The sequence below is a fragment of the Escherichia ruysiae genome (genome assembly GCF_031323975.1).
GTDB classification, from domain to species: Bacteria; Pseudomonadota; Gammaproteobacteria; order Enterobacterales; family Enterobacteriaceae; genus Escherichia; species Escherichia ruysiae.
This window is the reverse complement of record NZ_JAVIWS010000001.1, coordinates 1,523,810-1,537,010: the sequence shown is the minus strand read 5'-3', so window position 1 is coordinate 1,537,010 and position 13,201 is coordinate 1,523,810. Positions and strand designations below refer to the sequence as shown.

16 protein-coding genes and 1 CRISPR repeat array are annotated in these 13,201 nt (G+C 51.9%); of the genes, 15 read left to right on the top strand and 1 reads right to left on the bottom strand.

Translation table 11 applies throughout. The features are described from left to right. Nucleotide 1 precedes the first annotated feature (1 nt). From cas7e to cas2e, 5 genes are read left to right on the top strand one after another with little or no spacing between them, the layout of a single operon-like run. A complete protein-coding gene (gene cas7e, locus RGV86_RS07695; protein WP_085461089.1) occupies nt 2–1,057 on the top strand; it encodes a type I-E CRISPR-associated protein Cas7/Cse4/CasC in 1,056 nt (351 codons plus the stop codon). 10 nt (nt 1,058–1,067) lie between these two features. Continuing rightward, on the top strand, nt 1,068–1,814 hold the full coding sequence (cas5e, locus tag RGV86_RS07690) for a type I-E CRISPR-associated protein Cas5/CasD (protein ID WP_085461088.1): 747 nt from the start codon (nt 1,068–1,070) through the stop codon (nt 1,812–1,814). After that, nucleotides 1,796–2,446, top strand: coding sequence for a type I-E CRISPR-associated protein Cas6/Cse3/CasE (gene cas6e, locus RGV86_RS07685; protein ID WP_085461087.1), 651 nt, complete (start codon nt 1,796–1,798; stop codon nt 2,444–2,446). The genes cas5e and cas6e overlap by 19 nt, the downstream gene beginning before the upstream one ends. After that, complete coding sequence (gene cas1e, locus RGV86_RS07680) at nt 2,443–3,363, top strand: type I-E CRISPR-associated endonuclease Cas1e (protein ID WP_085461086.1); 921 nt, start codon at nt 2,443–2,445, stop codon at nt 3,361–3,363. The genes cas6e and cas1e overlap by 4 nt, the downstream gene beginning before the upstream one ends. After that, on the top strand, nt 3,363–3,656 hold the full coding sequence (gene cas2e, locus RGV86_RS07675; RefSeq protein WP_000063176.1) for a type I-E CRISPR-associated endoribonuclease Cas2e: 294 nt from the start codon (nt 3,363–3,365) through the stop codon (nt 3,654–3,656). The genes cas1e and cas2e overlap by 1 nt, the downstream gene beginning before the upstream one ends. Before the next feature lie 96 nt (nt 3,657–3,752). Next, nucleotides 3,753–4,286: a CRISPR direct-repeat array (repeat unit 29 nt; unit sequence GTGTTCCCCGCGCCAGCGGGGATAAACCG). Between the two features lie 80 nt (nt 4,287–4,366). Here cas2e and iap read toward each other — a convergent pair. After that, entirely contained in the window at nt 4,367–5,404 is a 1,038-nt protein-coding gene (gene iap, locus RGV86_RS07670) for an alkaline phosphatase isozyme conversion aminopeptidase (RefSeq protein WP_085461085.1), read from the bottom strand. A 251-nt stretch (nt 5,405–5,655) separates the two neighbouring features. Between iap and cysD the strand changes: the two genes are divergently transcribed. The 10 genes from cysD to pcm all read left to right on the top strand — a co-directional run bounded on the left by cysD (nt 5,656) and on the right by pcm (nt 13,092). After that, the gene (gene cysD, locus RGV86_RS07665) at nt 5,656–6,564 is read left to right on the top strand and encodes a sulfate adenylyltransferase subunit CysD (protein ID WP_000372392.1); all 909 of its coding nucleotides are present in this window, start codon (nt 5,656–5,658) and stop codon (nt 6,562–6,564) included. Between the two features lies 1 nt (nt 6,565). After that, nucleotides 6,566–7,993 (top strand): sulfate adenylyltransferase subunit CysN, encoded by a 1,428-nt coding sequence (cysN, locus tag RGV86_RS07660; protein ID WP_085461084.1) that lies wholly within the window; start codon nt 6,566–6,568, stop codon nt 7,991–7,993. Further along, nucleotides 7,993–8,598: an adenylyl-sulfate kinase gene (gene cysC, locus RGV86_RS07655; protein WP_001173681.1), complete on the top strand. Its 606-nt coding sequence runs from the start codon at nt 7,993–7,995 to the stop codon at nt 8,596–8,598. Before cysN ends, cysC begins: the two co-directional genes overlap by 1 nt. Nucleotides 8,599–8,647: 49 nt before the next feature. Then, nucleotides 8,648–8,971, top strand: a complete 324-nt coding sequence (locus tag RGV86_RS07650) for a DUF3561 family protein (RefSeq protein WP_001246115.1) — start codon at nt 8,648–8,650, stop codon at nt 8,969–8,971. 193 nt (nt 8,972–9,164) lie between these two features. After that, nucleotides 9,165–9,476 carry a cell division protein FtsB gene (gene ftsB, locus RGV86_RS07645; RefSeq protein ID WP_000517479.1) on the top strand — a complete coding sequence of 104 codons (312 nt, stop codon included), beginning with the start codon at nt 9,165–9,167 and terminating at the stop codon, nt 9,474–9,476. 18 nt (nt 9,477–9,494) lie between these two features. Further along, nucleotides 9,495–10,205, top strand: a complete 711-nt coding sequence (ispD, locus tag RGV86_RS07640; protein WP_085461083.1) for a 2-C-methyl-D-erythritol 4-phosphate cytidylyltransferase — start codon at nt 9,495–9,497, stop codon at nt 10,203–10,205. Continuing rightward, complete coding sequence (ispF, locus tag RGV86_RS07635) at nt 10,205–10,684, top strand: 2-C-methyl-D-erythritol 2,4-cyclodiphosphate synthase (protein WP_001219242.1); 480 nt, start codon at nt 10,205–10,207, stop codon at nt 10,682–10,684. The genes ispD and ispF overlap by 1 nt, the downstream gene beginning before the upstream one ends. Further along, nucleotides 10,681–11,730 (top strand): tRNA pseudouridine(13) synthase TruD, encoded by a 1,050-nt coding sequence (gene truD, locus RGV86_RS07630; RefSeq protein WP_085461082.1) that lies wholly within the window; start codon nt 10,681–10,683, stop codon nt 11,728–11,730. The genes ispF and truD overlap by 4 nt, the downstream gene beginning before the upstream one ends. Continuing rightward, nucleotides 11,711–12,472 carry a 5'/3'-nucleotidase SurE gene (gene surE / locus RGV86_RS07625; RefSeq protein ID WP_032226071.1) on the top strand — a complete coding sequence of 254 codons (762 nt, stop codon included), beginning with the start codon at nt 11,711–11,713 and terminating at the stop codon, nt 12,470–12,472. Before truD ends, surE begins: the two co-directional genes overlap by 20 nt. Then, entirely contained in the window at nt 12,466–13,092 is a 627-nt protein-coding gene (pcm, locus tag RGV86_RS07620; protein WP_000254703.1) for a protein-L-isoaspartate O-methyltransferase, read from the top strand. Before surE ends, pcm begins: the two co-directional genes overlap by 7 nt. Nucleotides 13,093–13,201 lie beyond the last annotated feature (109 nt).

Below are 13,201 nucleotides of genomic sequence, written 5' to 3'. Positions count from 1 at the left end.
CATGACGACATTTATTCAGCTTCATTTGTTAACCGCTTACCCTGCTGCCAACCTTAACCGTGATGACACCGGTGCGCCGAAAACCGTAGTGCTGGGTGGCGCAACGCGTCTACGCGTTTCCTCGCAAAGTCTGAAACGTGCGTGGCGCACTTCTGCACTTTTTGAACAGGCGTTGGCGGGTCATATTGGTATTCGCAGTGGGCGTATCGCGCGTGAGGCGGCAACTATCCTGATTGAGAAGGGAATCGAAGAGAAAAAAGCCATCGAATGGGCAGCAAAAATTGCAGATTATCTTGGGAAAGCTAAAAACGACAAAAAACCAAAAGATCCGCTCACTAACGCCGAAACTGAACAATTAGTTCACATCAGCCCGGCGGAATTTGACGCCGTAAAAGCGCTGGCCCATCAACTGGCAGAAGAAAAGCGCGCGCCAAAAGAGGAAGATCTCACTCTGTTACGCAAAGACCGTATGGCAGTAGATATCGCCATGTTTGGTCGTATGCTGGCGAATAAACCCGAGTTTAATGTTGAAGCAGCCTGCCAGGTAGCACATGCATTTGGTGTCAGTGAAACGATTGTCGAAGATGATTTTTTCACCGCCGTTGATGATTTACGCCAGGCTTCTGAAGATGCCGGTGCCGGGCATCTGGGAGAAACCGGATTCGGTTCTGCGCTGTTCTACACCTATATCTGCATCGATAAAGATCTGCTGGTAGAGAACCTTGGCGGAGACGAAGCGTTAGCTAATCAGACCATACGTGCTTTTACGGAAGCCGCGCTTAAAGTCTCCCCAACCGGTAAACAAAACAGCTTTGCCAGCCGTGCCTATGCCTCCTGGGCGCTGGCGGAAAAAGGCACCGATCAACCGCGTTCTCTGGCTGCGGCCTTCTATGAACCCATTAATGGCACCCGTCAGTTAGACGTGGCGGTACAGCGCATTACAACGCTTCGGGAAAACATGAATAAGGTTTACGAACAGAAGACTGATTTCGTAAGTTTTGACGTGATGAACAAACAGGGAAGCATGAAGGACGTGCTGGACTTTATCTGCGCGTAAGGGGCGGCTTATGAGCCAATATCTGATTTTTCAGCTTCATGGGCCTATGGCGTCCTGGGGTGTTGATGCTCCTGGAGAAGTGCGTCATACCCATGAGCTACCTTCGCGATCTGCGCTGCTGGGGCTACTGGCTGCCGGAGTAGGGATCCGGCGTGATGATACCGAACGGTTAAATGCATTTAATCGCCACTATTCACTGGTAGTTTGCGCCAGCTGTAACCCGCGTTGGGCACGGGATTATCACACGGTCCAGATGCCAAAAGAGGTGCGTAAAACGCGTTATTTCAGCCGTCGCGAAGAGCTGAGCAATCCTGAACTGCTAAGCGCGATTATCTCCCGGCGCGACTACTACACTGATACCTGGTGGATGGTGGCTGTGGCAAAAACCCCCGATGCGCCTTACAGCCTCGAACAGTTGCAGAACGGTTTACGTCATCCGGTTTTTCCGCTTTATCTTGGGCGAAAAAGTCATCCGCTGGCATTACCACTTGCGCCTTTACTGCTTGAAGGTAACGCGTCTGATGTCTTACGTAACGCATATCACCAGTATCAGGAGCATTTCCACGAACTAAAAATCTCACTCCCGAAACTTCAGGATGAATGTTGGTGGGAAGGGGAGCACGATGGTTTGGTCGCAAGCAAAATATTACGCCGCCGGGATGTTCCTTTAAATCGTCAGCAGTGGCTGTTTGGGGAACGCACCATCAATCAGGGGCCGTGGCTCAGCAAGGAGGAACCATGTACCTCTCAAGAATAACCTTACATACCGGCAAGCTTTCGCCAGTGCAGTTGCTGCATCTGGTGGATCGCGGGGAATATGTGATGCATCAGTGGCTGTGGGATCTCTTCCCTGGCGGCAAAGAAAGGCAATTTCTTTATCGTCGGGAAGAACTCCAGGGAGCGTTTCGCTTTTTTGTCCTGTCGCAGGAACGCCCGGCGGAAAGTGAAACGTTCACCATCGAATGCCGACCATTTTCGCCGGAGCTGAGTACCGGACAACAACTTTGTTTCAACCTGCGGGCGAATCCAACAATCTGTAAAGCGGGCAAGCGCCACGATTTGCTGATGGAGGCGAAACGGCAGGTGAGGGGGCAGGCGGAAGGATGTGATGTCTGGTTGCATCAACAACAGGCGGCGCTGGACTGGCTGGCAGCACAGGGAGAGAAAAGTGGTTTTACACTACTGGACACCTCGGTTGATGCCTACCGACAACAGCAACTCCGGCGGGAAAGCTCCCGGCAACTGATCCAGTTCAGTAGCGTGGATTATACGGGGATGCTTACAGTCACTGACCCTGAGTTGTTTCTGCAACGTCTCAGCCTGGGGTATGGCAAAAGCCGGGCGTTCGGCTGTGGTCTGATGCTGATCAAGCCCGGAGCAGAGGCGTGACGTTTGTACCTCTGAGCCCGATCCCATTAAAAGATCGCACCTCCATGATCTTCCTCCAGTACGGTCAGATCGACGTACTGGATGGCGCTTTCGTGCTGATCGACAAAACCGGGATCCGCACACATATTCCGGTGGGATCGGTCGCCTGCATTATGCTCGAACCGGGAACGAGAGTTTCCCACGCGGCGGTACATCTGGCCGCCACGGTGGGAACACTACTGGTCTGGGTAGGTGAAGCGGGTGTCCGCGTTTACTCCTCCGGACAACCCGGTGGGGCGCGGGCAGATAAATTACTCTACCAGGCAAAGCTGGCTTTAACGGAAGAGCTACGGTTGAAGGTGGTGCGCAAAATGTATGAATTACGTTTTCGTGAACCACCGCCAGCTCGCCGTTCAGTGGAGCAGTTACGGGGAATTGAGGGATCCCGTGTTCGCCAGACCTATGCATTACTGGCGAAACAATATGGTGTGAAATGGAATGGTCGCAAATACGATCCTAAAGACTGGGAAAAAGGCGATGTTGTGAATCGCTGCATCAGTGCTGCCACATCATGTCTGTACGGTATTTCTGAAGCGGCAGTATTAGCTGCGGGATATGCGCCCGCTATTGGTTTTATCCATAGTGGAAAACCGCTTTCATTTGTTTATGACATAGCCGATATCATTAAATTTGATTTGGTTGTGCCAAAGGCATTTGAAATAGCGGCAAGACACCCGGCAGAACCTGATAAAGAAGTGAGACTGGCCTGCCGTGATATTTTCCGTAGCAGTAAATTAACGGGCAAATTAATTCCGTTAATTGAGGAAGTCCTTGCCGCAGGTGAAATTGAACCGCCACAACCTGCGCCGGATATGTTACCGCCAGCCATCCCCGAACCTGAAACGTTGGGCGATAGCGGTCATCGAGGACGCGGCTGATGAGCATGGTCGTGGTTGTTACAGAAAATGTCCCGCCGCGCTTACGTGGACGGCTCGCAATCTGGCTACTTGAAGTGCGTGCTGGCGTTTATGTCGGTGATACATCCAAACGTATTCGGGAGATGATCTGGCAGCAAATTACCCAACTGGCAGGTTGTGGAAATGTGGTCATGGCCTGGGCGACAAATACTGAGTCTGGTTTTGAGTTTCAGACCTGGGGCGAAAACAGACGTATTCCGGTGGATTTGGATGGGTTACGTTTGGTTTCTTTTCTTCCTGTTGATAATCAATAAGTTAGACGTTCTTTAAAAATAAGGAAATGTTTGAATTTAGTTGGTAGATTGTTGATGCGGAATAAATTTGTTTAAAAACAGATATGTATGCTTAGAGTGTTCCCCGCGCCAGCGGGGATAAACCGGCCATCCGTGATAAGACGTTCGGCGCCGTCGGGTGTTCCCCGCGCCAGCGGGGATAAACCGCCAATCCGCAGGGGAGTTCTGCTACACGTTCGAGTGTTCCCCGCGCCAGCGGGGATAAACCGAACAGAGCCTCACCCGTTGATTTGAGGAAAAGGTGTTCCCCGCGCCAGCGGGGATAAACCGTATTTATCTTCCACAGTGTTCGGTCCTCCGGTGTGTTCCCCGCGCCAGCGGGGATAAACCGGTGATGGGCGGTGACAAATCCCGGAACACGTAGTGTTCCCCGCGCCAGCGGGGATAAACCGCAATCCGGTAAACGTGTGCCTGGGCTCAAGCTGTGTTCCCCGCGCCAGCGGGGATAAACCGAACCGCGATGCAGCGATGCAGCGATGCAGCGATTCACCGACCGGGCGCGTGTTCCACGCGTCAGCGGCGATAAACCGTCGATCGAGGATAAACAGGCGGGGCAGGGACTGTGTTCCCCGCGTCAGCGGGGATAAACCGGATAAACGCGATGCGGCGCAGCAAAAAATCAAGTGTTCCCTGCGTCAGCGGGGAACACTCAGCTTCTATTTTCAAACTCATCAAGACGCCTTCGCCAGCTCTTTCACTAGCGGTAGCATTATCCGCATTACATCACGGCAGCGGCGTTCTATTCTTCCAGGAAGTGCCTTATCAATATGCTGTTGATTATCCAGTCTTACATCATGCCAGCTAGTTCCCTCAGGGAATGCGGCTGTTTTTGCGCGTTGCTGATAACCATCTTTATTTCCCAGATTCCAGTTTGTTGCTTCTACCGAAAGTACGGCAATACCGGCTTTGTCGAAAACCTCGGCGTCATTACAACACCCAGTGCCTTTCGGATAATTTTTATTCAAACCCGGATTGGTCGTTGCGGCAATTCCGTGACTACGCGCAATTGCCAGTGCCCTGTCGCGCGTTAATTTCCTTACTGCTTCAGGGGTTTTTACACCGCTGTTGAAATACAATTTATCGCCAACAATTAAGTTATCGAGATTAATCACCAGCAGCGTATTTTTCTTTTCGGTGTCACTCATCCGCTTGAGTAAATTCTCAGCGCCTAATTTCCCTTCCTCTTCGCCACTGGTCGCCACAAATCGAATACCATACTCGGTAGGCGTATTTTTCAGGCGTTCTGCCAGTTCCAGCATGACACCTAAACCTGCGGCGTTATCATCCATTCCTTGTAACGTCAGCCCGCCGAGATTGGCATCGGCGTCAGCATCGCTCTGCGGGGCGTAGGTATCCAGATGCGCCATAATAATGATCTGCTGCGGCGCTTTGCCTTCATGAGCGGCAATCACCGTACTTCCCGTCACGTTATGCCAGTTTTTGCGATTATCGCGGGCGGTATAAATATATCGGCTATTAAATGTCCGAATATCACTGCGATAACCCATTTGCTGAAACTGTTGCTGAATATAATCGGCAGATAACATTTCTGCGGGGGTTCCGGTCATGCGTCCCGGAAAGAAAGTGGCAATATGTCGTGCCTGGGTATTAGCAAAATCGCCAGGTTTAGGTGACGAGGCGTGTACGGGGAGAATAAAGCATACGCCGAGCGCCAGGGCAGCGGTACGGTGGCGCAATGCGGAAAACATAGTGAGTCCTTAAATACCATGCAAATTTTTTTACCGCCATAGTATGAAACTGCCGCTGCGCTAAAACAATTTCAAATCTTCCTAAATGCCCGAAATCCGGAGCCTTAAGCACTTTTTGATATTAGCTTTGCCAAATCGTTATTCCGTTAAGGAACTACTCATTCTAATTGGTAATTTCATTCGTTCTCTTACGCTCCCTATAGTCGAAACATCTGATGGCAAGAAAATAGCGGTATTGCAAAGGAACGGTTATGGATCAAAAACGACTTACTCACCTGCGGCAACTGGAGGCGGAAAGTATCCACATTATTCGCGAGGTGGCGGCAGAATTTTCAAATCCGGTGATGCTCTACTCTATCGGTAAAGATTCCAGCGTCATGCTGCATCTGGCGCGCAAGGCGTTTTATCCAGGTACGCTGCCTTTCCCATTGCTGCATGTTGATACTGGCTGGAAATTCCGCGAGATGTATGAGTTCCGCGATCGCACAGCTAAAGCCTATGGCTGCGAACTGTTGGTACATAAAAATCCAGAAGGCGTGGCGATGGGGATTAATCCATTCGTGCACGGCAGCGCCAAACATACCGACATCATGAAAACTGAAGGCCTGAAACAGGCGCTGAACAAATACGGTTTTGATGCCGCCTTTGGTGGTGCACGCCGTGACGAAGAAAAATCCCGTGCTAAAGAGCGTATCTACTCTTTCCGTGACCGCTTTCATCGCTGGGATCCGAAAAATCAGCGTCCGGAGCTGTGGCATAACTACAACGGACAAATTAACAAAGGTGAAAGTATCCGCGTCTTTCCGCTCTCTAACTGGACTGAGCAGGATATCTGGCAATACATCTGGCTGGAAAATATCGACATTGTTCCGCTGTATCTCGCTGCTGAGCGTCCGGTTCTGGAACGTGACGGTATGTTGATGATGATTGATGACAACCGTATCGACCTGCAACCCGGCGAAGTGATTAAAAAACGGATGGTGCGTTTCCGCACGCTGGGCTGCTGGCCGCTGACCGGTGCGGTGGAGTCAAATGCGCAAACACTGCCGGAGATCATCGAAGAAATGCTGGTTTCCACCACCAGTGAGCGTCAGGGCCGCGTGATTGACCGCGACCAGGCGGGATCTATGGAGCTGAAAAAACGTCAGGGGTATTTTTAAGATGAACACCGCACTTGCACAACAAATCGCCAATGAAGGCGGCGTCGAAGCCTGGATGATCGCGCAACAACATAAAAGCCTGCTGCGTTTTCTGACCTGTGGCAGCGTTGATGACGGCAAAAGTACCCTGATTGGTCGTTTGCTGCACGATACCCGCCAAATCTACGAAGATCAGCTCTCATCACTGCATAACGACAGTAAACGTCACGGCACTCAGGGCGAAAAACTGGATCTGGCATTGCTGGTGGATGGTCTGCAAGCCGAGCGCGAACAGGGCATCACTATCGATGTGGCATATCGCTATTTCTCCACCGAGAAGCGTAAATTTATTATCGCCGACACCCCAGGGCACGAGCAGTACACCCGCAATATGGCGACCGGCGCATCGACATGTGAGCTGGCGATCTTGCTGATCGACGCCCGAAAAGGCGTGCTCGATCAAACCCGTCGCCACAGTTTTATCTCCACGCTGTTGGGGATCAAACATCTGGTCGTGGCGATCAACAAAATGGATCTGGTGGATTACAGCGAAGAGACGTTCACCCGCATTCGTGAAGACTACCTGACTTTTGCGGAACAATTACCGGGCAATCTGGATATCCGCTTTGTGCCACTCTCCGCGCTGGAAGGCGATAACGTGGCTTCGCAAAGTGAAAGTATGCCGTGGTACAGCGGTTCGACATTGCTCGAAATGCTCGAAACCGTAGAGATCCAGCGAGTGGTGGATGCCCAGCCAATGCGCTTCCCGGTGCAGTACGTTAACCGCCCGAATCTTGATTTTCGTGGCTACGCCGGAACGCTGGCATCCGGTCGTGTGGAAGTCGGGCAACGAGTCAAAGTGTTGCCTTCGGGAGTGGAGTCAAACATTGCGCGGATCGTCACTTTTGATGGCGATCGCGAAGAAGCCTTTGCCGGAGAGGCGATCACTCTGGTGCTGACGGATGAGATCGACATCAGCCGTGGCGATCTGCTGCTGGCGGCAGACGAAGCATTACCGGCAGTGCAGAGCGCGTCGGTGGATGTGGTATGGATGGCGGAACAGCCGCTTTCCCCAGGGCAGAGTTACGACATCAAAATTGCCGGTAAGAAGACGCGTGCTCGTGTTGATGGCATTCGCTATCAGGTTGATATTAATAACCTTAACCAACATGAAGTTGAAAATTTACCGCTCAATGGCATTGGTCAGGTTGATCTCACCTTTGACGAGCCGTTGGTGTTAGATCGCTATCAGCAAAACCCTGTTACCGGTGGGCTGATTTTTATCGATCGCCTGAGCAACGTGACTGTTGGTGCCGGTATGGTGCATGAGCCGAAAAACGAGGCCGCCGTTGCGCCGTCGGAATTTAGCGCGTTCGAGCTGGAACTGAATGCGTTAGTGCGCCGCTATTTCCCTCACTGGGGCGCGCGCGATTTGCTGGGAGATAAATAATGGCGCTGCATGACGAAAACGTCGTCTGGCATAGCCATCCGGTCACTGTGCAACAACGCGAGCAACACCACGGTCATCGTGGTGTTGTGCTGTGGTTCACCGGTCTCTCTGGTTCCGGTAAATCAACGGTCGCGGGGGCACTGGAGGAGGCGTTACATAAACTTGGTGTCAGTACGTATTTGCTGGACGGCGACAACGTTCGCCACGGTTTATGCAGCGATCTCGGTTTTAGCGATGCCGATCGTAAAGAAAATATCCGCCGCGTCGGTGAAGTGGCGAATTTAATGGTTGAAGCCGGACTGGTGGTGTTGACTGCGTTTATTTCACCACACCGCGCCGAACGCCAGATGGTTCGTGAACGTGTAGGAGAAGGGCGATTTATCGAAGTGTTTGTCGATACGCCGCTGGCGATTTGCGAAGCTCGCGATCCAAAAGGCTTATATAAGAAAGCGCGTGCCGGTGAGCTGCGCAACTTTACCGGAATTGATTCGGTTTACGAAGCGCCTGAATCGGCAGAAATTCATCTCAATGGTGAACAATTAGTAACAAATTTGGTTCAGCAATTATTAGATCTACTGAGACAGAACGATATTATCAGATCCTGAGACACCACCGGGTTTCCATGCCCGGTTCGTCAAAGTAACAGGATCAGATATGCGTAATAGCCATAACATTACACTAACAAATAGCGAAAGCCTTACTGAGGATGAAGAAACCACATGGTCGCTGCCAGGCGCCGTGGTCGGTTTTGTCTCCTGGCTGTGTGCGCTGGCGATACCGATGTTGATTTATGGCTCTAACACGCTGTTCTTTTTTATCTATACCTGGCCTTTCTTTCTGGCGCTGATGCCCGTCGCGGTGGTGGTGGGTATTGCGCTGCATTCATTGATGGACGGAAAGCTACGCTACAGTATTGTTTTTACCCTGGTGACTGTAGGTATTATGTTTGGTGCACTGTTTATGTGGTTGTTGGGCTAATTTGTTCTTTCCCGTCTACTCTGTTCATAATTCAAACCGTAACCAATAATGAGATTATGTTCCGCACGCCCTGGGTATACGTAACAATGGACAAATGTGGTACATTTGCCCGCGTTGTCGCGGTATCCCCAACAGAGGATGTAGAGTCGTCTTCGGATGTATGGGATGAAGATGCCGTTTTTCAGGGGGCAGGATGGGTAAACTAACGCTGCTGTTGCTGGCTATTCTGGTCTGGCTACAGTATTCGCTGTGGTTCGGTAAGAACGGTATACATGACTATACCCGCGTCAATAATGATGTGGCGGCACAGCAAGCTACAAACGCGAAACTTAAAGCGCGAAACGATCAGCTTTTTGCCGAAATTGACGATCTCAATGGCGGTCAGGAGGCGCTCGAAGAACGAGCGCGTAATGAACTCAGCATGACCAGGCCGGGCGAAACTTTCTATCGTCTGGTGCCTGACGCGTCGAAACGCGCACAGTCTGCGGGGCAAAACAATCGATAAATCAGCCCAGGAATTAACATGGCAACCACTCATTTGGATGTTTGCGCCGTGGTTCCGGCGGCCGGATTTGGCCGCCGAATGCAAACGGAATGTCCTAAGCAATATCTCTCAATCGGTAATCAAACCATTCTTGAACACTCGGTACATGCGCTGCTGGCGCATCCCCGGGTGTCGCGTGTCGTCATTGCTATAAGCCCTGGCGATAGTCGTTTTGCACAACTTCCTCTGGCAAATCATCCGCAGATCACCGTTGTTGACGGTGGTGAAGAGCGTGCTAATTCCGTGCTGGCAGGTCTGAAAGCCGCTGGCGACGCGCAGTGGGTGTTGGTGCATGACGCCGCTCGCCCTTGCCTGCATCAGGATGACCTTGCGCGTCTGTTGGCGTTGAGCGAAACCAGCCGCACGGGGGGCATTCTCGCTGCGCCGGTGCGTGATACCATGAAACGTGCCGAACCGGGCAAAAATGCCATTGCTCATACTGTTGATCGCAACGGCCTATGGCACGCGTTGACGCCGCAATTTTTCCCTCGTGAGCTGTTATATGACTGCCTGACGCGTGCATTAAATGAAGGCGCTACCATTACCGATGAAGCCTCGGCGCTGGAATACTGCGGTTTTCATCCGCAGCTGGTCGAAGGCCGTGCGGATAACATTAAAGTCACGCGCCCGGAAGATTTGGCGCTTGCCGAATTTTACCTCACCCGAACCATCCATCAGGAGAATACATAATGCGAATTGGACACGGATTTGACGTACACGCCTTTGGCGGCGAAGGCCCAATTATCATTGGTGGTGTGCGCATCCCTTACGAAAAAGGGCTGCTGGCGCATTCTGATGGCGACGTGGCGCTCCATGCGTTGACCGATGCATTGCTTGGTGCAGCGGCGCTGGGGGATATCGGCAAACTGTTTCCGGATACCGATCCGGCATTTAAAGGAGCAGACAGCCGCGAGCTACTGCGTGAAGCCTGGCGACGCATTCAGGCGAAGGGGTATACCCTCGGCAACGTCGATGTCACTATCATCGCTCAGGCACCGAAAATGCTGCCGCACATTCCACAAATGCGCGTGTTTATTGCCGAAGATCTCGGCTGCCATATGGATGATGTTAACGTGAAAGCCACTACTACGGAAAAACTCGGATTTACCGGCCGTGGGGAAGGGATTGCCTGTGAAGCGGTGGCGCTACTCATTAAGGCAACAAAATGATTGAGTTTGATAATCTCACTTACCTCCACGGTAAACCGCAAGGCACCGGGCTGCTGAAAGCCAACCCGGAAGATTTTGTGGTGGTGGAAGATTTAGGCTTTGAGCCTGATGGTGAAGGTGAGCATATTCTGGTGCGCATTCTTAAAAACGGCTGCAATACCCGTTTTGTGGCTGACGCGCTGGCGAAATTCCTGAAAATTCATGCGCGTGAAGTCAGCTTCGCCGGGCAGAAAGACAAACATGCAGTGACGGAACAGTGGTTATGCGCTCGCGTTCCGGGCAAAGAGATGCCCGATCTGAGCGCGTTTCAACTGGAAGGTTGTCAGGTGCTGGAGTATGCGCGCCACAAGCGTAAACTGCGTTTAGGGGCACTGAAAGGCAACGCCTTTACCCTGGTACTACGCGAAGTGAGCAATCGCGATGACGTTGAACAACGTCTGATCGATATTTGCGTAAAAGGTGTACCGAACTACTTTGGCGCGCAGCGTTTCGGTATTGGCGGTAGTAACTTGCAGGGCGCGCTGCGCTGGGCGCAAACCAATACTCCGGTACGCGATCGCAATAAACGCAGTTTTTGGTTGTCGGCAGCACGTAGTGCGTTGTTTAATCAGATTGTTGCTGAGCGCCTCAAAAAAGCAGAAGTTAATCAAGTTGTTGACGGCGATGCGCTACAATTAGCCGGGCGCGGCAGTTGGTTTGTTGCAACTCACGAAGAACTGGCGGAATTACAGCGTCGCGTCAACGATAAAGAGCTGATGATTACCGCAGCTTTGCCCGGTAGCGGCGAGTGGGGAACCCAACGTGAGGCTCTGGCATTCGAACAAGCGGCGATAGCCGAAGAAACTGAATTACAAGCTTTGCTGCTGCGCGAAAAAGTTGAAGCCGCGCGCAGAGCGATGCTGTTATATCCACAACAATTAAGCTGGAACTGGTGGGATGACGTCACCGTAGAAATCCGTTTCTGGCTTCCGGCGGGAAGTTTTGCGACCAGCGTTGTCAGGGAACTTATCAACACAACAGGTGATTATGCGCATATTGCTGAGTAATGATGACGGGGTACATGCACCCGGTATACAAACGCTGGCGAAAGCCTTGCGTGAGTTTGCTGATGTTCAGGTGGTTGCCCCCGATCGTAACCGCAGCGGCGCTTCAAATTCCCTGACGCTGGAATCCTCCCTGCGAACGTTTACCTTTGAAAATGGTGATATCGCTGTGCAAATGGGAACCCCGACAGACTGCGTCTATCTTGGCGTGAACGCACTAATGCGTCCACGTCCGGATATTGTGGTTTCGGGCATTAACGCCGGCCCCAATCTGGGGGATGATGTTATCTATTCCGGTACGGTAGCCGCCGCGATGGAAGGTCGTCATTTAGGTTTTCCGGCGCTGGCTGTCTCGCTTGATGGACATAAACATTATGACACTGCTGCGGCGGTAACGTGTTCCATTTTGCGCGCACTGTGTAAAGAGCCGCTGCGTACCGGGCGTATTCTCAATATTAACGTACCGGATTTACCACTGGAGCAGATTAAAGGTATCCGTGTCACTCGCTGCGGTACACGACATCCGGCAGATCAGGTGATCCCGCAGCAAGATCCGCGCGGCAATACGCTGTACTGGATTGGCCCACCGGGCGGTAAATGTGATGCCGGTCCGGGGACCGATTTTGCTGCGGTAGATGAGGGCTATGTCTCCATCACGCCGCTGCATGTGGATTTAACTGCGCATAGCGCGCAAGATGTGGTTTCAGACTGGTTAAACAGCGTGGGAGTTGGCACGCAATGGTAAGCAGACGCGTACAAGCACTTCTGGATCAATTACGTGCGCAAGGTATTCAGGATGAGCAGGTGCTGAATGCACTCGCCGCCGTGCCGCGTGAAAAATTCATTGATGAAGCGTTTGAACAAAAGGCCTGGGATAATATCGCGTTGCCGATAGGTCAGGGGCAGACAATTTCGCAGCCATATATGGTGGCGCGAATGACCGAATTACTTGAACTGACGCCGCAGTCGCGGGTGCTGGAAATCGGCACTGGTTCGGGATATCAAACGGCAATCCTGGCGCATCTTGTCCAGCATGTATGTTCGGTCGAACGGATTAAAGGCTTGCAGTGGCAGGCGCGTCGTCGCCTGAAAAATCTTGATTTACATAATGTTTCAACCCGTCACGGCGATGGATGGCAAGGTTGGCAAGCACGTGCGCCGTTTGACGCTATCATTGTAACGGCGGCACCGCCCGAAATTCCTACTGCGCTAATGACGCAACTGGATGAAGGCGGGATTCTCGTCTTGCCGGTCGGGGAAGAGCACCAGTATTTGAAACGGGTGCGTCGTCGTGGGGGCGAATTTATTATCGATACCGTAGAGGCCGTGCGCTTTGTCCCCTTAGTGAAGGGGGAGCTGGCTTGAATTGCGAGGAAATACCTGGAATTTTCCTGGTTATTTTGCAGCAAGTCAGCGTATCGTGAACATCTTTTCCAGTGTTCAGTAGGGTGCCTTGCACGGTAATTATGTCACT